General features: G+C 59.2%; 27 protein-coding genes. 2 read left to right on the forward strand and 25 right to left on the reverse strand.

Going from position 1 to position 25,294, the window contains the following annotated elements; genetic code table 11:
* Positions 1 to 9: 9 nt before the first annotated feature.
* The 4 genes from KI810_RS11005 to KI810_RS11020 all read right to left on the reverse strand — a co-directional run bounded on the left by KI810_RS11005 (position 10) and on the right by KI810_RS11020 (position 4,372).
* Positions 10 to 525 (reverse strand): ferritin, encoded by a 516-nt coding sequence (locus tag KI810_RS11005; RefSeq protein WP_214175591.1) that lies wholly within the window; start codon positions 523 to 525, stop codon positions 10 to 12.
* 85 nt (positions 526 to 610) lie between these two features.
* The gene (locus KI810_RS11010) at positions 611 to 2,116 is read right to left on the reverse strand and encodes a phosphotransferase (protein WP_246525537.1); all 1,506 of its coding nucleotides are present in this window, start codon (positions 2,114 to 2,116) and stop codon (positions 611 to 613) included.
* A 112-nt stretch (positions 2,117 to 2,228) separates the two neighbouring features.
* The gene (locus KI810_RS11015) at positions 2,229 to 2,990 is read right to left on the reverse strand and encodes a slipin family protein (protein WP_214175593.1); all 762 of its coding nucleotides are present in this window, start codon (positions 2,988 to 2,990) and stop codon (positions 2,229 to 2,231) included.
* A gap of 95 nt (positions 2,991 to 3,085) precedes the next feature.
* Positions 3,086 to 4,372, reverse strand: coding sequence for an NfeD family protein (locus KI810_RS11020; protein ID WP_214175594.1), 1,287 nt, complete (start codon positions 4,370 to 4,372; stop codon positions 3,086 to 3,088).
* A gap of 116 nt (positions 4,373 to 4,488) precedes the next feature.
* Here KI810_RS11020 and KI810_RS11025 point away from each other — a divergent pair, with 116 nt between their 5' ends.
* Positions 4,489 to 5,850 carry a sigma-54-dependent transcriptional regulator gene (locus KI810_RS11025; protein WP_214175595.1) on the forward strand — a complete coding sequence of 454 codons (1,362 nt, stop codon included), beginning with the start codon at positions 4,489 to 4,491 and terminating at the stop codon, positions 5,848 to 5,850.
* A gap of 4 nt (positions 5,851 to 5,854) precedes the next feature.
* Here the strand turns inward: KI810_RS11025 and KI810_RS11030 are convergent, their stop codons facing one another.
* The 5 genes from KI810_RS11030 to KI810_RS11050 form a co-directional block, all read right to left on the reverse strand.
* The gene (locus KI810_RS11030) at positions 5,855 to 6,142 is read right to left on the reverse strand and encodes a sll1863 family stress response protein (RefSeq protein WP_214175596.1); all 288 of its coding nucleotides are present in this window, start codon (positions 6,140 to 6,142) and stop codon (positions 5,855 to 5,857) included.
* 67 nt (positions 6,143 to 6,209) lie between these two features.
* Positions 6,210 to 7,601 (reverse strand): MBL fold metallo-hydrolase RNA specificity domain-containing protein, encoded by a 1,392-nt coding sequence (locus KI810_RS11035; RefSeq protein WP_214175597.1) that lies wholly within the window; start codon positions 7,599 to 7,601, stop codon positions 6,210 to 6,212.
* 70 nt (positions 7,602 to 7,671) lie between these two features.
* Positions 7,672 to 9,027, reverse strand: coding sequence for an FAD-dependent oxidoreductase (locus KI810_RS11040; protein WP_214175598.1), 1,356 nt, complete (start codon positions 9,025 to 9,027; stop codon positions 7,672 to 7,674).
* A gap of 198 nt (positions 9,028 to 9,225) precedes the next feature.
* A complete protein-coding gene (locus KI810_RS11045) occupies positions 9,226 to 9,666 on the reverse strand; it encodes a PaaI family thioesterase (RefSeq protein WP_214175599.1) in 441 nt (146 codons plus the stop codon).
* Between the two features lie 29 nt (positions 9,667 to 9,695).
* A complete protein-coding gene (locus tag KI810_RS11050; protein ID WP_214175600.1) occupies positions 9,696 to 10,460 on the reverse strand; it encodes a uracil-DNA glycosylase in 765 nt (254 codons plus the stop codon).
* A gap of 47 nt (positions 10,461 to 10,507) precedes the next feature.
* Here KI810_RS11050 and KI810_RS11055 point away from each other — a divergent pair, with 47 nt between their 5' ends.
* Positions 10,508 to 11,416, forward strand: coding sequence for a zinc dependent phospholipase C family protein (locus KI810_RS11055; RefSeq protein ID WP_214175601.1), 909 nt, complete (start codon positions 10,508 to 10,510; stop codon positions 11,414 to 11,416).
* Positions 11,417 to 11,433: 17 nt separating this feature from the next.
* On the opposite strand, the gene coaBC is transcribed toward KI810_RS11055, so the two are convergent.
* The 16 genes from coaBC to KI810_RS11135 form a co-directional block, all read right to left on the reverse strand.
* A complete protein-coding gene (gene coaBC / locus KI810_RS11060) occupies positions 11,434 to 12,630 on the reverse strand; it encodes a bifunctional phosphopantothenoylcysteine decarboxylase/phosphopantothenate--cysteine ligase CoaBC (RefSeq protein WP_214175602.1) in 1,197 nt (398 codons plus the stop codon).
* An 83-nt stretch (positions 12,631 to 12,713) separates the two neighbouring features.
* A complete protein-coding gene (locus KI810_RS11065) occupies positions 12,714 to 13,340 on the reverse strand; it encodes an MBL fold metallo-hydrolase (protein ID WP_214175603.1) in 627 nt (208 codons plus the stop codon).
* Positions 13,341 to 13,376: 36 nt separating this feature from the next.
* The gene (locus tag KI810_RS11070) at positions 13,377 to 14,474 is read right to left on the reverse strand and encodes a 3'-5' exoribonuclease YhaM family protein (protein ID WP_214175604.1); all 1,098 of its coding nucleotides are present in this window, start codon (positions 14,472 to 14,474) and stop codon (positions 13,377 to 13,379) included.
* 177 nt (positions 14,475 to 14,651) lie between these two features.
* Positions 14,652 to 16,232, reverse strand: a complete 1,581-nt coding sequence (locus tag KI810_RS11075) for an NAD(P)/FAD-dependent oxidoreductase (RefSeq protein ID WP_214175605.1) — start codon at positions 16,230 to 16,232, stop codon at positions 14,652 to 14,654.
* 8 nt (positions 16,233 to 16,240) lie between these two features.
* Positions 16,241 to 16,645: a response regulator gene (locus KI810_RS11080; protein WP_214175606.1), complete on the reverse strand. Its 405-nt coding sequence runs from the start codon at positions 16,643 to 16,645 to the stop codon at positions 16,241 to 16,243.
* A 71-nt stretch (positions 16,646 to 16,716) separates the two neighbouring features.
* A complete protein-coding gene (locus KI810_RS11085; RefSeq protein WP_214175607.1) occupies positions 16,717 to 17,901 on the reverse strand; it encodes a hybrid sensor histidine kinase/response regulator in 1,185 nt (394 codons plus the stop codon).
* A gap of 110 nt (positions 17,902 to 18,011) precedes the next feature.
* On the reverse strand, positions 18,012 to 18,452 hold the full coding sequence (locus KI810_RS11090) for a universal stress protein (protein ID WP_214175608.1): 441 nt from the start codon (positions 18,450 to 18,452) through the stop codon (positions 18,012 to 18,014).
* A 31-nt stretch (positions 18,453 to 18,483) separates the two neighbouring features.
* A complete protein-coding gene (locus KI810_RS11095; protein ID WP_214175609.1) occupies positions 18,484 to 18,876 on the reverse strand; it encodes a response regulator in 393 nt (130 codons plus the stop codon).
* Positions 18,877 to 18,936: 60 nt separating this feature from the next.
* On the reverse strand, positions 18,937 to 19,665 hold the full coding sequence (locus KI810_RS11100) for a GAF domain-containing protein (RefSeq protein ID WP_214175610.1): 729 nt from the start codon (positions 19,663 to 19,665) through the stop codon (positions 18,937 to 18,939).
* Between the two features lie 83 nt (positions 19,666 to 19,748).
* The gene (locus KI810_RS11105; protein WP_214175611.1) at positions 19,749 to 20,561 is read right to left on the reverse strand and encodes a helix-turn-helix domain-containing protein; all 813 of its coding nucleotides are present in this window, start codon (positions 20,559 to 20,561) and stop codon (positions 19,749 to 19,751) included.
* An 8-nt stretch (positions 20,562 to 20,569) separates the two neighbouring features.
* On the reverse strand, positions 20,570 to 21,316 hold the full coding sequence (locus KI810_RS11110) for a tetratricopeptide repeat protein (RefSeq protein ID WP_343213495.1): 747 nt from the start codon (positions 21,314 to 21,316) through the stop codon (positions 20,570 to 20,572).
* Positions 21,317 to 21,479: 163 nt separating this feature from the next.
* Positions 21,480 to 22,394, reverse strand: coding sequence for a PfkB family carbohydrate kinase (locus KI810_RS11115; protein ID WP_214175612.1), 915 nt, complete (start codon positions 22,392 to 22,394; stop codon positions 21,480 to 21,482).
* Positions 22,395 to 22,410: 16 nt separating this feature from the next.
* The gene (mtnP, locus tag KI810_RS11120) at positions 22,411 to 23,274 is read right to left on the reverse strand and encodes an S-methyl-5'-thioadenosine phosphorylase (protein ID WP_214175613.1); all 864 of its coding nucleotides are present in this window, start codon (positions 23,272 to 23,274) and stop codon (positions 22,411 to 22,413) included.
* A gap of 45 nt (positions 23,275 to 23,319) precedes the next feature.
* Positions 23,320 to 24,357: a dual-specificity RNA methyltransferase RlmN gene (rlmN, locus tag KI810_RS11125; RefSeq protein WP_214175614.1), complete on the reverse strand. Its 1,038-nt coding sequence runs from the start codon at positions 24,355 to 24,357 to the stop codon at positions 23,320 to 23,322.
* Between the two features lie 62 nt (positions 24,358 to 24,419).
* A complete protein-coding gene (gene ndk, locus KI810_RS11130; protein ID WP_214175615.1) occupies positions 24,420 to 24,833 on the reverse strand; it encodes a nucleoside-diphosphate kinase in 414 nt (137 codons plus the stop codon).
* Between the two features lie 159 nt (positions 24,834 to 24,992).
* Complete coding sequence (locus KI810_RS11135) at positions 24,993 to 25,196, reverse strand: hypothetical protein (protein WP_214175616.1); 204 nt, start codon at positions 25,194 to 25,196, stop codon at positions 24,993 to 24,995.
* Positions 25,197 to 25,294 lie beyond the last annotated feature (98 nt).

Genomic DNA, 25,294 nt, shown 5'->3' on the forward strand with positions numbered 1-25,294 from the left:
TGCACGTCCCTAGGCTGCAGTTGCCGACGGCGGGGTAAACACCCGCGCGGCCAGTTCGTTGTCGAGCATGAGGAGCCCCTGGCCGTTGTCGCCGATCAGCTTCAGCTTGCCGATGATCTCCCGGTCGTTCTCCTCCTCCTCGATCTGCTCGGTGATGAACCACTGAAGGAATATGCCGCTGGCGTGGTCCTTTTCCTTGATCGCCAGGTCGGCCAGGTTGTTGATGCACGAGGTGATGTACTGTTCGTGCTTGAGGGTCTGCTCGAACAGGTCGAGGAACGATGTGAACGTGCTGGCAGGTGCCGCCATGGCCTCCACGAGCGCCGGTTCACCCTGGCTGTTGAGATAGGTGTAGAATTTCATGAAGTGGACCATCTCTTCCTGGTACTGCACCATGAACCAGTTGGCAGTCCCCTTGAGCCCCATGTCATTGGCGCAGGACGACATGTTCAGGTAAAGATGGGCCGAAAACAGCTCGGTGTTCAGGTGCTTGTTCAGGGCGGTGTACATTTTTTTGCTCAGCATGAAGATGCCTCCTCGATAAAATGGTGATCGTATCTGTTTCCCCATTATAGCCCGAAATCAAGACAACGCCAGAAGCGACCCCCCGTCACCCGAGACAGCTGACCGCCTGTTCCGCTTCCACCAGCACCCGCCACAGGTCTTCACTCTCCCCCAGCCCGAGCTTTATGAGATAGGCGGCGATGCTCAGGTTGGTACGGGCACGGAACAGCTCGACCTGGCGCCGGAACTCCTCCCCCTCCATGCCGGTGTCATGCAGATAGGCATCGAGGAACAGGGACTCGGGAAACTCCTGCAGCCTGGCAGGATGGGCAAAGAACTGGTTGCGGAACTGGGCGAGAAAACACCCCACATCGAAGGCCCGGGGGAGCACAAGGGAGCTTTCGAAGTCGATGGCAGCGATGAACAGGGTCTCCCGGTTTTCCTGGTTGTCCTGGCCGAGGAAGACGTTCTTCGGATGGAAATCGCCGTGCCCCTGCACGAGGTCAGCCGGGTCGGCACGTACCAGCCGTGCCTCCTCTGCCTGCACGAGTTCCATGATCTCCCGGGCCTTGCGGGTATGCCGGTGGTTGATGGCGGTAAAGCGCTCCAGGTACTTGGCCAGCCGGAGCTCTTCCCGGGGGAGAAAGTCATCGGGTGAGGTTATCACCAGCCGGCAGTTGTGGAGACGGGCGAGCCAGCGCGCCGCCAGCCGGAGGTACTCGCGGCCATCGGCGGGGGAGGCGGTCAGGAGCTTGTCGAACAGGGACTTCCCCCGCAGCCCCTCCTCAATGATGATCATGGAGGCCGGGTCCTCGTCGATGGGGCGCGGCACCCGGAACAGGCCACCGCCGAAACCCCGCTCCGCCAGGGTTTCCATGATATGGTAGGCCCGATCGGCATTCTTCCACTTCTGACGGTTTTCGATACTCTTTATGATAATCCTCTCCCGGAGCTCGTCCGCCCCCTTGGTCCCGATGGTCACCTCCGTCACCCGGGTGTTGGCACCGGCGCGGGGGATCTCCTTGAAGAAGGGACGGCAGCGCCCATGACGGAGTTCCTCCACCAGGTCGGACATGGTGCGGAGAGGGTGGTCGAACTGGGTCGGGTAAGTCCCGGCATAACTGGCACCGTGGGTATCGGTACCGGCGATGGCGGTGAAATGCAGGCGGTGCCAGTCCTGGAGTCCCCGGCTGTTCCCCCGCACCGACTGGTTGGAATTGAATATCTCCACGCCATCCAGGTGGGGATCCCGCAGGTCCTCGTCGGACGGCATGCGACTCCCCCGGTAGGGGTGGGCCCAGACCAGGGCCACGTCGGGAAAACGGCGTCGGATATCCAGGAGTGACGTGCCAAGCGGCAGGGATTCGGTGGCGCCGTAGACGAGCACGTCCCCCAGTTCGGCGGAACAGACCTCCTGACCGGCCAGGAGCAGGAAATGGTCGGGAACCTCGGCGGCCCGCCGCACATGCTTAAGCTCCTCCGCACCCCACAGGTAATGGTGGTCGGTCAGGACGATCCCCTGCAATCCCTTGGCAAAGACCCTCCGCACCAGTTCCACGGCGGAAACGCTGCTGCAGGGGGAGTGCTCGGACGTATGGGCATGCATCTCCATCAACACGGGACGGGACTCGGGACCCGGAACCCGGGACCGGTAACCAGCAGCCTGTTATCGGTGGGAAGCATATGGTTTCGCGTTACACCGGTCCCCGCTCCCCCATCCCCGGTCACGACTTTTTGTCCAGGAACATCTTGATCAGGTCGATGGGGACCGGGAAGATGGTGGTGGAATTCTTTTCGGCGGCGATCTCCGTGAGGGTCTGGAGGTAGCGGAGTTGGAGGGACGTCGGTTCGGCGGCCAGCACCTGGGCTGCCTGGGCCAGCTTTTCCGAGGCCTGCAGTTCCCCCTCGGCATGGATAACCTTGGCGCGCCGCTCCCGCTCCGCCTCGGCCTGCTTGGCGATGGCCCGCTGCATCTCCTGGGGGAGGTCGATGTTCTTCACTTCCACATTGGCGACTTTCACCCCCCACGGTCCGGTATGCCGGTCGAGGATCTCCTGCAGCTCCTTGTTGATCTTCTCCCGGTTGGCCAGAAGCTCGTCCAGGTCCACCTGGCCGAGAACGCTCCGGAGCGTGGTCTGGGAGAGCTGGCTCGTGGCGTAGAGGAAGTTCTCCACCTCAACGATCGCCTTCTGGGGCTCCATGACCCTGAAGTAGATGACCGCCGAAACCTTGACCGTCACGTTGTCGTGGGTGATCACGTCCTGGGGGGGAACGTCGAAGGCGACGGTCCGCAGCGACACTCGCACCAGCCGGTCGATACCGGGGATGATGAAGAACAGTCCCGGCCCCCGCACCCCGGCCAGCCGGCCAAGGCGGAACAGCACCCCCCGCTCGTACTCGGGGAGAATCCGCACTGCGGTTGCGGCAAACATGATGCAGAGGATGGCGACAAAGATCACCGGCACGTAATTGAAAACATCGAACATGAACAAACCTCCTTGAAATCGGGGACCGGTAACCGGTTTAAAAAACATCCTGATTTTCTGGTATATTTCGAAAAGCTTTGACCGGTCCCTGGTCCCTAGTCCCGGGTCCCGGCCTTCCGCACCCTGAGCCGCATTCCTTCCACCGCGTCAACCACCACCTGTTCGCCGGCGGTGACAGGTTCCTCACTCCAGGCGTCCCAGTACTCTCCCCGTACAAAGACCTTCCCCCCCGCCGGGGTGAGCTCTCCGTCCGCCACGCCCACCTCCCCCACCAGCCCTTCCCGGCCGGTGGTCGGCTGGTTGCGGTGGGCCTGCAGGACCTTCCGGACGGCAAAGACGAAAAAGCCGACCGTGGCGACCACCGTCACCAGAATCACGCTCCAGGAAACCCGCAGGTAGGGTTCCGGGGACTCGAACAACAGCAGCGACCCGAGCACCATGGCTATCACCCCCCCCACCGTCAACATTCCGTGGGACACGATCTTGATCTCGGCGATGAACAGTATCAGTGCCAGGAGGATCAGCAGTACGCCGGCGTAGTTTACCGGCAGGGTCTGGAAGGCGAAAAACGCCAGAATGAGGGATATCCCGCCGATCGCCCCGGGGAGAATGACACCCGGGTTGGAGAGCTCGAAGAAGAGACCGAGCATACCGATCATCAGCAGCACATACGCCACGTTGGGATTGCTGATGGCGTTGAGTATCCGCTCTCGCATCCCCATTTCCGCCGGCACCACCGCTGCTCCCGCCAGCTTCAGGACCAGTTCCCTGCCGTCCCGGTTGATGCGGCGCCCATCCAGCTGCCTGAGCAGATCGGAACGGTCTGTCGCCATGAGATCGATGACCCGGCCTGCCAGCGCCTTCTCCGCGCTGAGGGAGATACTGTCGCGCACCATCTGCCGCGCCAGCGCCTCATCACGCCCCCGTTTACGGGCGATCCCCTCCACGTAAGCTTCCGCATCGTTGACGATCTTCGCCTCCATAACCTTGTCGGGCTTCTCGCCGATGCTCACCGGGTGGGCGGCGCCGATATTGGTGCCGGGAGACATGGCGCAGACATCAGCGGACAGGGCGATGATCGCCCCGGCCGAAGCGGCGCGGGCTCCGGCTGGCGCCACGAATACCGCCACCGGAACCGGACTGGCGAAGATATCCTGCACGATCGAGCGCATGGCGGTGTCGAGTCCGCCGGGGGTATCGAGCTCGATCAACAGCATCCGATCCCCGTCGCGCGACGCTTCCTGCAGGTTGCGGTGCAGAAAGCTGGCCGTCACGGGGGTAATCGGATCATGGATGCCGACGACCCTTATCCTGCCCTGTTCGGCACTGAAACCGACGGCTGAAATAAGCAGGCAGAGGATGAAGAAAACGATGCGCCCCATGGAACCCCCGTGAACACAACTGTTCAAAGTATACTCCCTTCCGCCCGCCGGTCAAAGGGGGTCTTGTCATTCCATCGTAATAATGTTATGTATAACGCCTCAGGAGAGTGGATGCCATGAAAGAGCGCAGCAAAATCCTCCTCATCGACGATGAAACCGCCAGCCGTGAAGCCCTTGTCCTGCTGCTAAAGAGCAGCGACTATCAGATTACCGGTTGTGGCTCGGGACAGGAGGCCTTCCAGCTCCTCCAGCGGGAACGGTACGACATCGTCATCACCGACCTGCTCCTCCCGGATACCAGCGGTATCGACATCCTGAAAAAGGTCAAGGAAGACTCCCCTCTTACCGAGGTGATCCTCATCACCGGCTACGCGTCGGCGGAAACTGCGGTACAGGCCATGAAGGAAGGGGCCTGCGACTATATCACCAAGCCGCTCAACATCGACGAACTTCGCATCATCCTCGCCAAGACGGTGGAAAAACACCGGCTCCTCACCGAGAACGTCTACCTGAAGAAACAGCTCCGCGACAAGTACGAATTCGCCAACATCGTCGGCAACTCCCCCGCCATGCAGAAGGTCTTCAACCTGATGAAACGGATCATCAAGACCGACTCCACGGTCCTCATCTTCGGCGAATCGGGGACCGGCAAGGAGGTCGTCGCCAAGGCGATCCACTTCAACGGCAGCCGGAAGGACAAGCCGTTCATCGCCGTCCATTGCGGAGCGATCCCGGAAAACCTGCTGGAAAGCGAGCTGTTCGGCTACGTCCGGGGGGCGTTCACGGGGGCAAACAAGGACAAGATCGGCAAATTCGAGGCCGCCAACCACGGCACCATCCTGCTGGACGAGATCGGCACCATGCCGATGCACCTTCAGACCAAGCTGCTCCGGGTCCTCCAGGAGCAGGAAGTGGAACGAGTCGGCTCAACCCGGCCGATCAAGATCGACGTACGGGTTATCTCGGCGACCAACCAGAACCTGGAAGAGGAGGTGCAGAAGGGAACGTTCCGGGAAGACCTCTACTACCGGTTGAACGTCATACCCCTCCACATCCCCCCCTTGCGGGAGCGGATCGAAGACATCCTGCCTCTGGTCAGGTTTTTCCTTGAAAAATACTGCCGGGAGATGAAGCGCCCCCTCATGACCATCGCGAAAAATGCCATGGAGGCGCTGGAATTGTACAGCTGGCCCGGCAACGTGAGGGAATTGGAAAACGTCGTGGAGCGCACTGTCGCGCTTACGGAGGAGAACGTCATCACCCTCAACGATCTCCCCCGCAAGATATCCGAGATGGCTCTGACCAAGGTCTCGGAACAGGGAGTGGACCTGGTCAAGACCATTACCGAAATAGAGAAAATGATGATCCTCGAAGCCCTGAGCCTTACCAACGGGGTCAAGGCCAAAGCCGCGGCCATGCTGAACCTGAACCGCACAACGCTGGTGGAGAAGATGCGGCGTCTGGGGATGGAGCGGTAGCTACTTACGTAATCTTCACGATCGTGTCACGCAAGATAGTCCTGACCTCCTCCCATACCTGTTCAGTTCCTGTTTTAAGGTCTTCCCATTCATCATCACTGGCGGCCGCTATCCCTTGGAGCTTCACCGCGGCCTCATCCCGCTTGAGCTGCAAGGCTGCGATTACGCCATAACAGTCAAACTTCAACGCGGGCGGGGCGCTTTCTGCCTTGTCCTTGAGCAGATCGATCTGGACGTCCCATTCGACTATCTGTGCAGAGAGGGCTTCGACGTATGCTGTTCGCTTGTCCATAAATAGCGATCTCCGTTACGCCCGTTAGCATGGAGGATCCCGTAAGAGCCGCGGCTTGTGGTTTGTGTCACAACTCGAAGGCCTGGTGTGGTGTCGGCATTTCCACGCGAGTATCTTTCAGGAGAGCCGCGAAGTTGCGCATCGTTTCCTGTTCACCATGGACCAGGAAAGTACGCTCCGGGCCACCGGTCTGACGGTGCCAGTCAAGGAGTTCTGCCTGATCGGCGTGGGCGGAGAATCCGTTGATGGTGTAAATGCGGGCTTTTACCGGGACTTCATCACCATACAGATGGACGTGTGTGGCACCATCGACGATCTTGCGGGCAAGCGTGCCGTTGGCTGCATAGCCGACAAACACGATGCTCGAGGCGTTTCGCCAGAGGTTGTGTCTGAGGTGATGGCGCACACGCCCCCCCGTGCACATCCCCGATCCCGCCATAATGACCGCCCCGCCGACGACCCGGTTGATGGCAATGGAGTCCTGTGTCCCGCGCGTGAAGGAAAGCCCCGGCAGGCTCAAGGGGTCGCGACCCTCGCGGAACAGCTGAGCGGTCTCCTCGTCGTAACACTCGGGATGGCGCCCGAAGACCGCGGTGGCGGAAATCGCCATGGGCGAGTCCAGGAAGACCGGCATCGAGCGTGGCAGGCGCACCTGGTCCACTCCTTCTCGCAGGTAGTACAGGAGCTCCTGGGCCCGTTCCAGCGCAAAGGTCGGGATCACGACGTTGCCGCCGCGCCTGAACGTATCGTTAATCGCCTCGTACAGCTCCTCGACCGACGGCTCCAGCGGCTTGTGCAGCCGGTCCCCGTAGGTGGTCTCCATGACCACCACGTCGGAGCGGGGGGGCGGTGCCGGATCCCGCACCACCGGCCGGCCGTTATTGCCGAGATCGCCGGAGAAAAGCACCCCCCGCTGCCGGCCGTTTTCCGTCAGCTCAAGAAAAATGCACGCTGAACCAAGGATGTGGCCGGCATCGATAAAGGTCGCCCGTACGCCGGGAGCCAGATCCATAGGTTGACCGTAGCCGGCTGCCCTGCCGAAGAAGTCGAGGCTGTACAGGGCGTCCTGCTCGGTGTACAGAGGTTCGATGACCTCTTCGCGATTTCCCCGCCGAGCGGCGTGGCGCTGCTTCCCCTGTGCCTCTTCTTCCTGCAGGTTACCGGAATCCAGCATCACCATCCGGGCCAGTTCCCGCGATGCCGGGGTCGTGATGATCTCGCCGCGAAAGCCCCGCTTGACCAGGAGGGGTACGCGACCGCAGTGGTCAAGGTGCGCATGGGTGAGCAGCAGGAAGTCGATACCGGCCGGATCGAAACCAAAGGGTTCCGCATTGTCCTCGTCAAGCTCGCGCCCACCCTGGAAAAGGCCGCAATCGATGAGGATCCGTTTCCCCGCGCATTCAACCAAGTGGCAGGAGCCGGTGACATCCTGGTCGGCACCGTGGAATGACAGTTTCATCTGAACCTCCCTGATCGTGTTGTGTGATAGTACCTTGGACGGCTATCCCTCTGGATGGCTCCTCTATCCGTTAAAGCTTCTTGACCACCTCGCGCGCAGCGGTCACGACCGGATCCCAGACCGGTGAAAAGGGGGGCGCGTAGCCGAGATCGAGATTGATCATCTCCTCCACCGTCAAGCCGGCATGAAGACAGGTCGCCAGGGTGTCTATCCGCTTGGCCGAACCTTCCATCCCGACGATCTGGCCTCCCAGCAGGCGGCCACTACCCTTTTCAGCCAGCACCTTCACCGTTATTTCCCCGGCACCGGGGAAGTACCCCGCCTTGGTCCGGCTCTTGATTACGGCGCTTGCCCACTCGATGCCCAACATCCCGAGTTCCTTTTCCTGAAGGCCGGTACGGGCAACTTCCACCTGGCAGATTTTTGTGACCGCGGTTCCCACTACCCCGGGAAACGTGGCGTAGCCACCTCCCAGGTTGATGCCCGCTACCCGCCCCTGGCGGTTGGCGACGGTGCCGAGAGCTATATAGAAGGGTCTGCGGCTGACCAGATGGAACGACTCGGCGCAATCCCCTGCCGCCCATACGCCGGCCATGCCGGTTTCCATCCGCCCGTTCACCCGGATCGAACCCTTCTCCCCGAGAGGGATGCCCGCCGCGGCGGCAAGCGCCGTATTGGGCCGCACGCCGAGGCCGAGTACCACGATGTCGACCGGAAGGCTCCGCTTGTCGGTCACCACTCCCGTGACTTTTCCTCCTGCTGTATCGAATCCCGTGAGAGCTTCCTCCAGGTAGAGGGTCACCCCGAAATCCCGCAGTGCCTGGGAAACCAGCTGCCCCATGTCATCATCGAGGGTCCCCATCACCTCGGCAGACCTGTCTATCAGCGACACTTCCAGGCCGCGCCTGACCAGGGCTTCCGCCATCTCCAGCCCTATGTAGCCCCCCCCCACGACAACTCCCTTTTTTGCACCTCCGTCGTCCAGGATCCGGCGCAGTTCGATACCGCTCTGCAGCGTATTCACCCCGCAGATGGCCACGGCGTCAGATCCGGGAAGGTCCGGGCAGATCGGCACCGCGCCGGTGGCGATCACGAGGTGGTCATACGGTTCCCATACAACGCGGCCACTCCGCAGGTCGCGCACCCGTACCTTCCCCCCAGTCGCATCGATTTCTTCAACTTCGTGGAGAATCCTGACGTCGATTCCATCCCGGTCCCGGAACTTTTCCGGAGTGCGGATAACGAGTGACTCTTCCCTGTCGACAACCCGGCCGACATAGTAGGGAATCCCTCAGGCGGAAAACGAGGTGTGGGGACTCCTCTCGAATACGACGATCTCCAGATCGGGACGGCGACGTTTAGCCTGGGATGCGGCACTCATCCCCGCTGCATCGCCGCCGATAACAACCAGCCGCTCTTTTGCCATGGTATACCTCCTGATCGCTGACTGCTGCCATGGGTACAAGCTTACAATTCTTCCCGGGAAATACAATTCCGAAGGTTCCCCGGTTATTACGGGCACGAAAAAAGGGCATCCAACGGATGCCCTTATCATTCTCGCGACAACGGAAAACGATCTTGTAATTGCCCCTGACGGCGAGCGCATACAGGATTCGCCTATGATCTATTTTTTGACCTTGAACACCGAGTGAAAAGTCGCTACCTTCGTCCCGTCCTCGTCGAAGACTTCTGCCTCCCCCCGGATGGTCCGGTCGTCCCGCTCCGCCACCCGAGCCACCGCCTTCACCGTACCCCCCCGCACCGGGGCATGGAACTTGAGCCCCAGATCGATAGTGGCAAAGTGGGTATCCTCCGGCAGGACGCTCTTGATCGCCATGGCTACCGCCGTGTCGGCCAGGGCCGTCACCGCCCCGCCGTGCATGAGCCCCTTCCCCTGGGCCAGCTTCACCTTGAACGGCATGGTCAGCACCGCCCTGCCATCCCGCGCCTCCTGGATATCCATCCCCAGGTACTCCTCGAACGGCGCGCAGGCGATCCATTCCGGCAATCGGAACGGCAGCGGCACTCCTGCGGTCATCGGCTCTTCGTAGACTTTCTTGTACACGACTCCTCCTCCCATGCTATCCCTAAACATCACTCTTTCCGCTTGACGTCAGGCACCGTCATATCGAGTTTCTGCAGTACCTGCACCATGTCATCCCAGACATTCCAGAACTTACTCGTATCCTTTTTATTGTGCAGCAAAAACGAAGGATGAAAGGTCGGCATGAGGGGGATGCCGTGGTAATCGTGAAACTTGCCGCGCAGCTTCGAGATGGGGGCCTTCGTCCCCAGGAGGGTCTGGGTGGCAAAGGTGCCGAGCGTTACTATGGCCTCGGGGGCAATCGCCTTCACCTGGCGGAGCATGAACGGCCCGCACTGATCGATCTCGTGGGGTTCCGGGTTCCGGTTTCCCGGCGGGCGGCACTTAAGGACATTGCAGATGTAGACGTCCTCCCGCTTCAGCCCCATGCGAGTGATGATGCGGTTCAGAAGCTGCCCCGCTTCCCCCACGAACGGTTCCCCCTGCAGATCCTCATCCCGGCCTGGCGCCTCACCGACGAAGACGATCCTGGCCCGGGGATTCCCCACTCCGAACACGAGAGTGGTCCTGGTCCCGCCAAGGGCGCACCGCTGGCACTCCCCCAGGTCTCCCCTGATCCGGTCAAGACTCTCGCCTTCAACCGGCACACCGGCAATGGGCACAGGGACTTCTTCTCCCGTACCTGCCTTGGCCGGAACCGGTGCATTCCCCTGCGGAGGAGCCCATGGCAGTCCGTCCACGCCGCTCTCCTTCAGTTCCTCCAGGTACGCCTTCAGCGAGGCGACCAGGTCGGCCGTAGATCCATCCGCCGTCATCCCAAACCCCTTTACATTTGCGTAAATATTCAATATCATTTGCCCCTATGTTATTCATCGGGGCAGCGCTGCTGCTTATCATATGCACCCCCGCCGACGCCCTGGCCTGGGGGGGTGGTATTCACCTGCAGCTGGGAACTGCGGTACTGAATAACCTGACGGCAGTCCGTCCCGCCGTAGCAGCCGTCATCGGCGCGTACCCCTACGACTTCCTCTACGGCTGCCTCGCCGCCGACATCACCATCGGCAAGAAATTCACCCATTATCTTCTTCACTGCCATCGCTGGCAAGTCGGCATGAAGGTCCTGGGGTACGCCGGCCCCGATCCCCAGAAGGCCTGCGCCTACGGCTACCTCTCCCACCTGGCCGCCGACACCATCGCCCACAACTATTTCGTTCCGTTCAAGGTGATGCGGAGCTTCGCAAGCCTGACCCTGAAACATGCCTACTGGGAGATGCGCTTCGAGAACTTCGTGGAGCGGGAGATATGGGAGACCGCCCGGAAGATCTCCCAGGAAAACTACCGGGCCAACGACGCCATGCTGCGCAAGGTCCTGTCGGACACCATCTTCTCGTTTGGCACCAACAAGCGGATATTCAACTCCATCCTCCTGGTGAGCCGGCTGGAAAAATGGCAGCAGGTGCTGCAGACCCTGAGCGACACTTCCCGCTACAACCTTGAAGAGAGCGACCGGGAGGAGTACATGGGGCTCGCCCAGGAAGCGGTGTTCGACTTCCTCAACGAGATGGAGGAATCACGCTACTTCCACGCCGACCCCACCGGCGAACGGGCGCTGGTGACCGCCGAGGCGGTGCGCAAGAACCTGCGGCTCCTCTACCGGAGCGGCAAGCTGACCAAGGAACAGGCACTGGAGCAGCTGGACGGAATGAAGGGGAAGCTGCGCGAGGCGATATGGGAGCCCGACCAGCTTCTCCGCATACTCTCCACCGAATAACCTTTCACCCTCACTTTTTACTTTTTACTTTTCACGTCCCTCACCCGATCGAGAATCACGTCCGCCAGTGCATCCTTCCCCATGAGGGGCAACTCTTCTACCCTGCCGTCGCGGTAGAGGAGCCTGGCGATATTGGTGTCCACGTTGAAGCCGGCCCCCACCTGGCCAACATCGTTGGCCACGACGAGGTCCAGGTTTTTCTCGTTCAGCTTCTTGCCAGCGTTCTCCAGGAGGCTTTCGGTCTCGGCGGCAAAGCCGACCAGAAGCTGCCCCCCCTTGTTCGCACCCAGTTCCGCCAGGATGTCGGGATTACGCACGAGTTCGATGGTTTCGGGCTGGTCGCTCTTCTTGACCTTGTCCGGCGCACGCCGGGCAGGGCGGTAATCCGCCACTGCCGCCGCCTTGATGACGATGGAGGTTGATGCATACCGTTCCAGCACGGCATCCCGCATCTCCCGGGCACTGGTGACGTGAATGGTCTCCACCCCCCAGGGGGCGTCGAGGCAGGTCGGACCCGTCACCAGGGTGACTCGTGCGCCACGGCGGCTGGCCGCCCGGGCAATGGCATACCCCATTTTGCCCGAGGAGTAGTTGCTGATGAAGCGTACCGGGTCCAGCTCTTCCCGGGTCGGTCCGGCTGTCACCAGCACATGCTTTCCCGCCAGATCCTTGGGAGTCAGGACCGCCAGGGCCGCTTCGAAGATGGCCGCCGGCTCCTGCAGTTTTCCCTCACCCTCCCAGCCGCAGGCAAGCATCCCCCGGGAAGGCTCCACAAAGAGGTAACCGTGGGCCTTGAGCCGCGCCTCGTTCTCCTGGTAGAGCGGGTTCTGGTACATGTTGACGTTCATGGCCGGGGCGATGAGGACCGGTGCCTTCGTCGCCATGACCGTGGTGGTGAGCATGTCGTCGGCGATGCCGTGGGCCAGCTTGCCGATGACGTTGGCGGTGGCGGGGGCGATGATGAACAGGTCCGCCCGGTCGGCCAGGGAGATGTGGCCGATCTCCTGCTCGGAGATGAGGTTGAACAGCTCCGTGTGGACCGGGTTCATGGAAAGGGTCTGGAACGTGAGCGGGGCCACGAACTCCGTCGCCGACCGGGTCATGACGACGTGGACGGTGGCGCCGGCCTTGGTCAGCAGACGGAGGAGCTCCACCGCTTTGTAGGCGGCGATCCCGCCGGTGACGCCGAGAATTACCACTTTATCCTTCAGCATGCTCCCTCCCTCAACACGGAAACCAGGATAGGTTCGAAATATTTTCTTCCTTCCCCACAGCAAACCTTCCGCCCTCCGCTCCATCAAGTGATGTACGGATTGTGCAGCCGCTCATGGCCGATGGTGGTGGATGGCCCATGCCCCGGATAGGCGCGGGTCTCGTCCGGCAGGGTCAGGAGCTGGTTGCGGATGCTCTCCATCAGCGCCTGGTGGGAACTGCCGGGGAAATCGGTCCTCCCGACCCCGTCGGCAAAGAGGGTATCCCCCGTAATGACGATCCCCTCTTTCGCCAGATAGAGGCAGCACCCCCCCGGCGTATGCCCCGGCGTATGGAGCACCTTGAGGGAATGCGTCCCGAACGTGATGGTCATGCCATCCTCCAGCGCCCGGTCGGGACGGGGAGAGTTCTCCGTGACGAGGTTGTACATGGCAGCCACGTCTGCGGCACGGGCCAGGAAATGGACGTCCCCCCCGTGGATGAGGAGCTGGGCGCCGGTGGCTGCCAGGACAGCCCTGTTCCCCCCTACATGGTCGAAGTGACCGTGGGTGTTGATGACATGGCTGATCTTCAGCCCGAGGCGGTTAACGGCAGCCAGGATCCGCTCACCGTCCGCGCCCGGATCGATCACCACCCCCTCGCCGGTCTCCGCACAGCCGAGGATGAAACAGTTTACCTCCAGCGGACCGACCACAACAGTTTCAAATATCATTGCTTCCCTCGCGTACGTTGTTCAATACAATGCCCGTCAGAACAGGTCCAGGTTCTTTTCCTTCAACTGCTCGAAGGGGTTGTTGTGAAAGCTTTTCCGTTCTTTCTCCCTGACATGCTCGCGGGGAGGAGGTGTCGGCTCTTCGGGAACCATCTCCACCGGCAGCGGCGGTTCTTCCCCTTCAAGACCGTTCTCCTTGAAGAAATAGCGGTCATAGAGGCGGTGGTAGGCGGTCCAGCGGGACGGATTGTCCGGCTCCTTCCGGATATGGGTACGGATGCCGTTGATCTTGGAATCGAGATCGTCGAGATAGTTAAGAATGGTCGCCTCAAGGGTCTTGGGACGCTTGGGAGAACCGAATTCGTACTGGCCGTGGTGGGAGAGGAGCATGTGCTTGAGGAGCATGGCCAGTTCCGGCGGAAACCCGGGAAGGGTGACGAGCTTCTCTTGGATCATCTCCACGCCGATGGTGATGTGGCCGAGGAGTTTTCCCTCGTCAGTGTAGTCGAAAGAGCGCTGGTACGCCATCTCCCGCACCTTTCCCACGTCGTGGAGCAGCGCCCCGGCAATGAGGAGATCGCGATTGATTCCCGTATAGAGCGGCACGATGCTGTCCACCAGCCTGGCCACTGCAAGAGAATGTTCGAGGAGCCCCCCCAGATAGACGTGGTGCATCCCCTTGGCCGCCGGCGCAAGTCGGTAGGAGGCCATGAGTTCCGGGTCGTCGAAAAAGGCCGCGAGAAGCCTGCGGATGTTGTCGTCCGTCAGGGACGCGAGGAGCGCCGTCAGTTCGACCTCCATCTCCTTGATGTTCCGGTCCGTTTCGGGGAGGAAGTCCGCCAGTTCCACTTCCTCGTCCGGAATCCGCCGGAGTTCGGAGATAATCAGCTGCATCTTGCCCAGGTAGACCGTCGCCTTGCTCCGGATGGAGATGAAATCGTCCCGTTCGAAGGTGGCCGCCAGGGTGTCCACGTTGTCCCATACCTTGGCCTCAACCTCGCCGCTCTTGTCCATGAGGCGAAGCGTCAGGTACGGCTTGCCGTTCTTGGCCATGGCCGTGATCTTGTCCTTGACGAGAAAGACCGCGTCCACCTGGTCCCGTTCCCTGATATCGGCTACGTATGTTTTGCGCAAATCTCTCTCCTTTAGTGCTCAAAAACGATTTTACCACGGAGGTCACAGAGAAAATCCCGAAGAAGTAACAGGCTTGAAACGGTCACATCATGCAAAAGATGATTATCGGGTTTTATCCTGGTTATCCTCTGTAGCCCTGGCAATTCGATTTTCCGCTTTCATTTCGGTTTGATGTCTTCACTTCAGACTGTCGGCGATTGCGTCAGCCACCCGGATGCCGTCCAGGGCGGCGCTCATGATCCCCCCGGCATACCCTGCACCCTCGCCGGCAGGGTAGAGTCCTTTCAACGATACCGACTGGAAATCGTCACCCCGTACGATCCGGAGCGGAGCCGACGTCCGCGTCTCCACGCCGGTCAGGGTCGCCTCGCCGGTGACAAATCCCCGCATCTTCCGGTCGAAATGGGCCAACCCTTCCCGCAGAGTCGCAACCACATAGTCCGGCAGAACCTGGGCAAGATCGGTCTCCCGCACCCCCGGCAGATAGGAAGAGGTAAGTGGATGGGAACCCGGCTGACCGAGAAACGCCAGCATGTTCTGGGCCGGAGCCCGGTAATTCCCTCCACCATGGCGAAACGCCAGCTGTTCCCAATGCCGCTGGAACTCCACCCCCGCCAGTGGTCCGCCGCCGGGGAAATCCCCCCGTCCCACCGTCACCACCAGCGCGCTGTTGGCAAAGGGGGCATTGCGGAGATGGCCGCTCATGCCGTTGGTCACCACCCCACCCGCCTCCGAGGCGCCCGCCACTACCACCCCCCCTGGGCACATGCAGAAGGAATAGGCGGACCTGCCGGTGCGGGGATTGTTGTAGGTCAGCTGGTAATCGGCCGGGGGGAGCCGGGGATGGGCCGCAAGGCCATACTGGATCCGGTTGATCAGCTCCTGGGGATGTTCCACCCGTACCCCGATGGCGAACGGCTTGGGCTCCATGAGAACCCGGCATTCCGCCAGCATCCCGTAGGTATCGCGGGCACTGTGCCCAGGAGCAAGCACCAGTATATCACAAGGATATTCCTCGCGCCCATCAATTATGACGCCTGCCAGACTGCCGGCATCGGCCACAAGGCCGCTGAGCCGCTTCTGAAAGCGGACCGTCACTCCCTGTGCCTCCAGGTGACCGCGAAGGGATGCGACCACACCGCGCAGCCGGTCGGTGCCGATATGGGGCTTCGCCAGACAGAGTATCTCCGGAGGGGCTCCGAAGCGGACCAACCGGTCGAGAACATAACGGATGTTCGGGTCTTTCACCCGGGTCGTCAGTTTGCCGTCGGAAAAGGTCCCCGCTCCACCTTCGCCGAACTGGACGTTGCTCTCCGGGTCGAGCTCCCCCCCGCTCCAGAAGGACTGTACGTCCCTGACCCGGTCCTGAACCGGTTTTCCCCGCTCCAGGAGCAGGGGGGAAAGGCCGTAGTCGGCAAGCCGCAGTGCGGTGAACAGCCCCGCCGGTCCGGCGCCGACGATCACGATCCGCCGGGACGTCGTCAACCGGGGAAGTGCTGCTTCCGGCTGAGGATGGATCCTCTCCAGGTCAGGATCATCGCCGTAACGGCTCCAGAATGCCCCTTCGTCGTCAAGGGTGAATTCTACCGTGCAGACGAACTTGATGCGGGGTTTCTTGCGGGCGTCGATCCCCTTCCGCACGAGGCTGAGCGACCGGATCGCCGTCGTGTGCAGACCAAAGCGGTCGCACAGCCTGAACTTGAGCTGTTCCTCGGCTTCATCCAGATTGAGAATGAGATTGCGCAGCAGAAAGGGCATAAGGACCGTCAGCTGGAGGCAGGTCTGTATTGATGACGCTCCAGCAGCTGTTCGACAATGATGACGATATCGAGGGGATTGGTGGATTTGGGGATATGGACCCTGGCTCCCATCTCCGGTATCTCGTGCTCGTGGGGTGCTCCCCTGAACATGGAGGTGAGCAGGATGATGACCGGCTCCCGGTTACCGGCCAGACGCTTGATTTCCATGCAGGTGCTGACACCTCCCATGCGCGGCATGATGAGGTCGGAAATGACCACGTCCGGAGCATTGTCAACGAAGGCCTTGATGCCGGCTATGCCGTCGTCGGCGGTAACGACCTGGAACCCGTTCTGGGAAAAAGCATCGGACAGTACCTTGAGAAAAAAAGGATCGTCATCGATAAGGAGGACTTTTCTGCAGAGGGGTTCCATCGCAACCTCACGGGGGGTTCAGATGCCCGCATCATACAAAAAAGCACCTTAAAAGAAAAGGGTAAACAGGGCTAGGTGGCGCGGAGGGGAAGCCTTATACGGAAGGTGGTGCCGGTTTCTCCGGTTTTTTCCACCTCGATTTTCCCCTTGTAGGTCTTGACGATCCGGAGGACCACCGCCAGCCCCATGCCGGTACCGCTGCTCTTGGTGGTAAAAAAGGGGTCGAAGATATTGGGAAGATTTTCCACGGGGATACCCGGCCCGGTATCGCTTACCCGGATGGTTATCTCATGGTCATCATGATCCAGTTCTACGCCAAGGATGCCGTTTTCGGGCATCTCGTGCAGGGCGTTGAGAAACAGGTTGGTGAATATCTGCTCGATTTCGGAGGCATCTGCCGGGACTGCCGGTGGCACGCGGTGATAACGCCGCTCTACCGTTACCCGCTTGACCTCGATCTGGGGTTTGAATATGTCCAGGATGCCGTCGATTACCTGGTCGACCCGCACCTCACGTATCTCGTATCGCGGACGCTTAGATGCATCGAGGAGTTTGCGGAGAATACTGTCGATCCGGTCGATTTCTTTGAGGATCTTGTCGATGTATTCCAGTTTTTCCGGTTCTTCAGGACCGCTCTTGATAAGCTGCACGAACAGGGTGATGGAGTTGAGGGGATTCCGGATCTCGTGGGCCATCCCCGCAGACAGATAGCCCAGTGTGGCAAGCTTTTCCGCCTGGACGATCTCCGCCTGGGCTCGCTGCAGGGCCTCGGACTTTTCCTGGACCCGGGTCTCCAGCTCATGGTTCCACGCCTCGATCTCCGCCAGGAGATGCTCCCGCTCCCGGAGCAGTTCCCGGTTGTTGATCTCGATCTCCCGGATATGAAGGACGTTTTCGATCCGTTCGGCCAGGTCCTGATTGTTGAACGGCTTGAGCAGGTAATCGGAGGCGCCGGCCTTCATCAGCTCAACCGCAATCTCTTCGTTACCCTTGCCGGTGAACATGATCACGTAGGTGTCGGGGAAACGCCTCCTGATTTCCCTGAGGGTGGTGAGGCCATCCATGCCCGGCATCATGTAATCGAGCAGGGCAAGCTCCGGCTGCTGCGCCTCCACAATCTCCAGGCCGGCCATGGCGTCCTGGGCGGTAAACACCTGATAGCCGCGGTTTCTCAGGATGATGGAGGTAAGGTCAAGAATGACTTTCTCGTCATCGATGATCAGTATTTTCCTGGATTTCTGCGTGATTTCTGTCATAAGGGGCCAGAGTTTCAATCTTGTCTGTTCAGTCTGGTCTGGATCGACAGGAAAAAAAAAGGGCAGCGGCCGCTGCCCTGAATCGTGCGCCTCAGAGGCGACCTTTAACGTCAGGGGAGACGGACGGTCATTACCGGGCACTTGGCACTTCTGACCACCCGCTCGGCGGTGCTGCCGAACAGAAAGTGGTCAAGCCCCTTGCGCCCCTGGGTCCCCAGAACGATGAGCGAGATATTCTCAGCCTCGGCCTTTTTCATGATTTCCTCGTAGGGGATACCGGCAATGATCGACGACTCGTAGTTGGAGAAATCTTTCAACTTTGCCTGGCAGAACTTCTGCATCATCTTTTCCGCACCTTCCTCGATCTCTTTTTCCAGTTTTTCGAAAGAGATGTGGGGTACATAAAAGCCCCGCAGGTCGACCGGTTCGTTGATGACATGGACCAGGTAGAGCTTGGCATTGAACTGCCGCGCCAGAGAGAGGGCATACTCGAAGGCGTGTTCGGAATTTTCGGAAAAATCGGTAGCGAACAATATCTTTTCCAGATGCATGGTGATACCCCCGTGGCAGAAATGAGAAAGGCTAGTGGTTGGTTTCCTTGAATATCTTCTTGAGAATCGATTTCAGTTCTTCCATCTTTACCGGCTTGTTGATGTATTCGAACGCACCGAGATTCATGGCCTCGATATAAGATTCGACCCCGCCGTATGCGGTGACCATGATCACGTTGCTCTTGGGAAAACTCTTGTTCAGTTCCTTGAGAAAGTTGATGCCGTTCATCTCGGGCATGTTGATATCGGTCACGATAAGGTTGACGTCCTGTTGTCGCAAGTAGTTAAGGGCCTCGTAACCGTTGGATACGCTGTCGACAAGAAATCCTTCTTTGGCGAGGAGGCGGGACAGACCGATGCGGGCGTTTTCTTCATCGTCTACGACGAGGATTCTCTTCTGGTCTCGCTGCAAAGCAATCTCCATGCTGATGATATCATAGTTCTGATTCAGTCTAGCATGGAGTTATACCCTGTCAAGGCAGGTTTACAGACCCGTTTTCCCATGTGCAACCCTCTGCCGCAGCTTGACAGCTGTCAGGATGAGGTTGGCTATGATGGATACAAAGTATATCTCATCATCGGAAAAGGTTTTCAGGGCCGTCGAGTTGAGGTTGATGACGCCGTAGACATCGCTTTTGTCCGCAACGGGAAACGAAAGCATTGCATTGTATTTCTCTTCCTGCAATTCGGGGAAGAGCTTGTAACGCGGGTCCTGGGATGCGCTGCTGAGGGCTATGTACTGCTTGTCGCGGGCAACGGTGCCCGTGATCCCTTCCCCGACCTTAATGCGGATTTTGCCGACAAACCCCGTATCGAAACCGTGTGTTGCTGCCAGGACCAGTTCATCCCCTTCGGCCAGATAGATGTTGCATACGCTGACCCTGAGCTGACCGGCCATTTTCTGGGCCACTTTCTGAAGCACCTGGGGGAGATCGAAGTCGGACGAGACGAGCATGCTGATCTCTTCCAGGGAGATGATCTCCAGATGCTCCCGGTTGGCCTTCTGCATGGTCAACACCATTTTCCCCTTTTCGCTTTCGATGAAGGGGGTGAAGATTGCCTTCTGATAAAAGGGATTGACGGTCTTAACCTTCTCCGTCATTGTCCGGAAATCGGAAAAACCGCAACTGCAGGTCATTTTGATCCGATAGCTGTCCACCCGCTCACTCTTCATCACCCTGCCGCATTTTCGACAACGCGCCGCCAGTTGCATACGCTGCAATCTCCTTGTCGTTAAGTCATCTGCTCCGTTGGTTCTAGCCCGTCACATCTTCCCCGTTCAGCAAAGCGAATCCGTCACGCACCCTCCGCCTTGAGTTCAACATGGGCGGCCTCCCCCTGCGCGCCAAAGGGTTTGAGGGGCTTCCCGTTGAATTCTCCTTCGATGCCGCCGGCATTCCCCAAGTCAAGAGTGAAAATCCGCTCCCCCTTCCACTCGATCAGGTCCCCTGCCTTCAGGTCGTACTGCTGGGAAACAGCACCATCGATAGTAATATTCAACCAGCTGTCCTGATTTATCTTGAGGCGCAGAACAATCCCGTTCCCCGACTGCTCGGAAGGGGTAATGGTAACCTCGGGAAGGGAAGGTTCGGGTAACGTTGCCGGGAGAGTTGCGGCGACCGTCGCGGAAGTTCTGACCGTCTGCACCGGAACCGGCACGCTTGCCACGGGAGACGGGACAGGGGTCTGGGGGGGAAGCTGTTTCGCCCCTTTATCATCGAAGAAATATGCTGCCACGAGAACCAGGGAAAGGAGTATGGATGGTATGAGCCAGCGCCCCTTGCCGCGCTTCGGGGGGAGTTCCTGTCGGGCCGGCTTCTTCTCGATGACTGTCCGGACAGGCTGAGGAGAGGTGTCACGCTCGTACATCGCCACAACGGCATCGCCCGAAAGCCCCAGGAAGCTGGCATAAATGCGCAGGAACCCCTTGACATAGGCAGCATTGGGAAGCTTGTCAAACCTCTCCTCTTCGAGGGCGACTAGATAATTTTTTCCGATGCGGGTTATCCGGGCTGCATCGTCCAGATGCAGCCCGCGCGCCTCGCGGGTTTGCCGCAGGTAAGCTCCAACCGGCTTTTCGCCGTTATGGCCGGGAACCGGGTCAGACAAGCCGCCCCTCACTTGAGCACATCGAGGTACTCCCTGGCGAGTTGACCAAGCTCGGACTCGGGGGCAATGCGCAGCACTTCGCGAAAAGCGGTCGCGGCAGCCCTGTTTTCCTTCTGCTTCAGGTAGGCAAGTCCGAGGTTATAGTGGGCATTGGCATAATTGCTGTTGAGCTCGATCGCCCGGTTGTACTCTCCAATCGCCAGATCGATCTTGTCCATGGCGAAATAAACCTTGCCCAGGTTGAGCCGGGCCCGGGGTTCACGGGGATTGTTGCCGACGACCGAGCGCAGGACGGACAGAGCGCGGGGATAATCCCCCTTGTTGAAATAGGCTATGCCCAGATTGACACTGGCAGCCTCCTGGTTTTGGAAAAATATGTCTTCCGACACTATCTTGAACTGGATGATCGCATCGTCCCAGCGTTTCATCTCCAGATAGTCAACCCCAAGGTCATTGCGGGCGCTGGAATTATTCGGCTTCAAGGCCAGGGATTTCAGGTATCGCTGTTCGGCGAGGTCGTATTTCTTCTTTTCGAAATAGGTCCTGCCCAGATAATAGAGGAGTTCCGGGTCATCCGGCGTGAGTTTTTCCGCCTCGGTGAACTCGACCAGTGCGCTGGTGTAATTCCCTTCCGTGAAATTGGAAAGACCCATCTGGTAATGGTAGGATGCCTTTTTGGCAGTGGCGGAATTCACCGCACAGGAAAGGCAGAGAGAGGAAAGAATCAAGATGCCGATGAGCTTGAAGAGCTTCACGTTCACTCCTTGTCCCGACGGGTCGGGGCACCTTGCCGGCAATGCGCACCGGAGCCGCAAACGTTTATCCGTAAGGAGATAATAGCTTCCGGATGTGGAAATTACCAGATTTGCACGGTCCTGTCAATCACGGTGCCGGGCGAACGCAGGCGGAGTGGTATGTTCAGCCGTCAAGACCTTCGAAATGGGTCATGGACCTAAAGGTACGGTAGCGCTCCTCGATCTCGCGGTAGTCCAGGCTTTTCAGACGATTGAGGCTGAAATCCTCCACGTTGAAGGATGCCATGACGCTGCCGAAGACGATACTCTGGCGTATTCCCTCGTCGGAGAGGTTTCCCGTATTGGCAAGATACCCCATCATCCCTCCGGCAAAGGTATCGCCGGCCCCGGTCGGGTCGAACACCTCTTCCAGCGGATAGGCGGGTGCTGCGAAGATGGATGATGCCGTGAACATCAGCACACCGTACTCACCCCGCTTGACCACCAGCCGTTTGCAGCCGAGAGAGACAATCTGCCGGGCCGCCTTGACCAGATTCGCCTCGCCGGTGAACTGGCGTGCCTCTCCTTCGTTGATGACCACCATATCCACCCGTTGCAGCACCTTTTTCAGTGCTTCCGGCTTGGAGGATATCCAGAAATTCATGGTATCGCATGCCACCAACCGGGGATGTCGCACCTGGTCGAGCACTTCAAGCTGGAGGTCGGGATCGATATTGGCCAGAAAGAGATAGTCTGCCTCCCGATATGCTTCGGGAAGGTCGGGACGGAACTGGGTCAAGACGTTGAGCTGGGTATCGAGGGTCTGGGCCTCGTTCAGGTCGTAGCCATAGCGGCCTGTCCAGTGGAAAGTCTTGCCGGGGATGCACGCCAATCCGCTGACATCTATATCTCGGGAGCGGAGGAACCGCACATGCTCTTCGGGAAAATCCTCTCCCACCACCGCCACCAGCGAGACATCGGTGAAAAAGCTTGCCGATGTGGAGAAATAGGTGGCCGAACCACCGAGCACATTCTCCCCCCTGCCGAAAGGTGTTTCCACCGTATCGAATGCCACCGTACCGACAACGACAATGCCCATGAGGCTGTCTCCTCGCTTAAAGGTATTTTCCGATTATCAGATCGAGTTTCTGGCGCGTCCCCTCAGGGATGTGCGACTTTTCGGTGATTATGGAGAACTGCATGGCCGTTGCACAGGAACAGCTGCGCTCGCCACCGATCTCGGCAACGGCATGGCGTATGATGTTCTTGGCCATGGCCACATTCTGCTTGATGATGGCGACGATCGCATCGACGGTCACATCGTCGTGATGTTCGTGCCAGCAGTCGTAGTCGGTGGAAAGCGCAATGGTACCGTAGCATATCTCCGCCTCACGGGCCAGCTTCGCCTCGGTCAGGTTGGTCATGCCGATGACCGAAACACCGAAGGACCGATAGAGGAGGGACTCGGCGCGGGTCGAGAATGCGGGTCCCTCCATGCAGACATACGTGCCACCCTTGTGCACGGTGGCTCCCGCCGCACGTGCAGCCGTGTAGAGGATGTCCGAAAGGGAACCGCAGACCGGGTCGGCAAAGCCCGCATGGGCCACGACGCCATCGCCGAAAAAGGTGTCCTTTCTGACCCCCTTGGTGCGATCAATGAACTGGTCGGGGATGACGATATCCCCCGGCGGGATATCCTCCTTCATGCTTCCCACGGCCGAAACGGAGATGATCCGCTCTACCCCGAGTTTCTTCATGCCGTAGATGTTTGCCCGGTAGTTCACCTCCGAAGGGAGGAGGCGATGTCCCCGACCATGGCGGGGGAGAAATACCATCCGCACCCCGTCCAGCATGCCGGTGACAAATTCGTCGGAGGGAGCGCCGAACGGCGTGTCGACCGTCACCCTCTGAATATCCGTCAGCCCCTCCATCTCATAGAGCCCGCTGCCACCGATGACACCGACAATCTGTTCCGTCATTTCCGCCCCCTTGTATCGAGCCTGATGTGGATTTGAACGCTGAATTTAGAGCGTTGAACCTTGAGCGGATTCCAGCCGCCCCTTCAACTGCCCACAGGCAGCCGAGATATCGCCTCCCCGGCTTGCCCGGGTAATGACGGTGAAGTGTTTGTCCAGCAGGTATTTGTGGAAGCGATCTATAGCCTCCTGGGTGGGCGCCCGGAAAGAGCACCCCTCATGCTCGTTGAACGCAATCAGGTTGATCTTGCAGGGGATATCGCTCACGAGCTTGACCAACCTGCGCGCATCATCGAGGGTATCGTTCAGATCCCTGATAAGCACGTATTCGAAGGTAATATAGCGGCGGGACGGCAGGGGAAAGCGCTTGCAGGCGGCAAGCAGCTCCTTGAGAGGGTATCTGCGGTTGACCGGCATGATCCGGTCACGCAACTCGTCGGTGGTGGCGTTGAGGGAAACGGCCAGATTGACCGTAACCGATGCCCCGAGAATGTCCAGTTCAGGAACAAGGCCGGAGGTAGAGACCGTCACCCGGCGGTTCGAGAACTGCAGACCGTCGTTGTCGATGAGTACCTTGATGGCAGGGACGACATTGTCCAGGTTTGCCAGCGGTTCCCCCATCCCCATGAAGACGATATTCCGTATATCGGCGTCCCGTTTCACGCTACAGACCTGGTTGACAATTTCCGCAGTGGTCAGGTTGCGGGTAAACCGGAAGGTACCGGTGAGACAGAACTCGCATGCCATGGCGCAACCGACCTGGCTGGAGATGCAGAGGGTATTGCGCCCTTCATCCGGTATCAGCACCGACTCCACGCGGGCACCATCTTCCAGACGGAAGAGGTACTTTCGCGTTCCGTCCGTGGAAACTTCCACCACTTCCGGTTGCAGGTCGCTGACGCGAGCGGCAGCAGCCAGTTCGGCACGAAATTCCCGGGAAAGGTTGGTCATCGACGCAAAGTCGGTCACGCCCTGCTGGTAGATCCATTTGAAGATCTGCCGGGCACGGAAACGCTCTTTCCCCTGCCCCGCGATGAAGGCTTCGAGGTCAGCGAGGGTCAAATTTTTCAGGTCAACGTTAGCCATGGGTACGGATATGAAAAAGCCCTTCGTATGAAGGGCTTATCGTGATCTCAGTTCAGTTCGGTTCAGACCAGTTCAAGTTGACTGAAAAAATAGGGAATTTCGAAAGCGGCCGTTTCCGGAGCATCGGAACCATGGGCCGAATTCTCTTCGATGCTGACCCCGAATTCCTTGCGGATGGTTCCGGGCTCTGCATTGGCCGGATTTGTCGCTCCCATAACCTCGCGCCACTTGGCAATTGCGTTTTCCCGCTCCAGCACCAGCACCACCACGGGGCTACGCGACATGAACGCGCAGAGGTCGTTGAAGAAGGGGCGCTCCTTGTGGACATAGTAGAACCCTTCCGCCTGGGCCTTGCTCAGATGAATCTTCTTCATACCCACTATGCTGAAACCAGCTTCTTCGATCTTGGCCAGCACCTTGCCGGTTATCTTGCGCTCCACGGCATCGGGCTTGATGATAGCAAATGTTCTTTCCATGACGTCCTCCTAGGGTTTATCGCTGTACGAGAATATACAAAGACCGGTCTATTTATCATGTGGTCACATGCATGTCAAGGGGTTTCTGGCTCGGAAATAAAATAGCCTACAGAAAAAATCTGTAGGCTATTTTCGTCCAGAACAAACAGGAAACCGAGATTACTTCTTCTCAGCCGGAGCAGCAGGGGCAGCCGGAGCAGCAGGGGCAGCCTCAGGAGCCTTGGCAGAAGACATCGGTTTCTGCTCGGGAGCTTTCTGCTCAGCAGCCGGAGCCGGAGCCGGAGCTTCCTCTTTCTTCTTGCAGCCAGCAGTGAATGCCAGCGCGAAGGTCAGGCACAGAGCCAAAGAGATCAGTTTTTTCATTGACGTAATCACCTCTTTTCTTTTTTGATTACCATTATGGCGCGAAGCGCATGGTTTTTCGGACACAACAAATGCGAAATATACTACCTTTGAAACAA

It is taken from the genome of Geomobilimonas luticola, assembly GCF_018476905.1.
Taxonomy (GTDB): domain Bacteria; phylum Desulfobacterota; class Desulfuromonadia; order Geobacterales; family Geobacteraceae; genus Geomobilimonas; species Geomobilimonas luticola.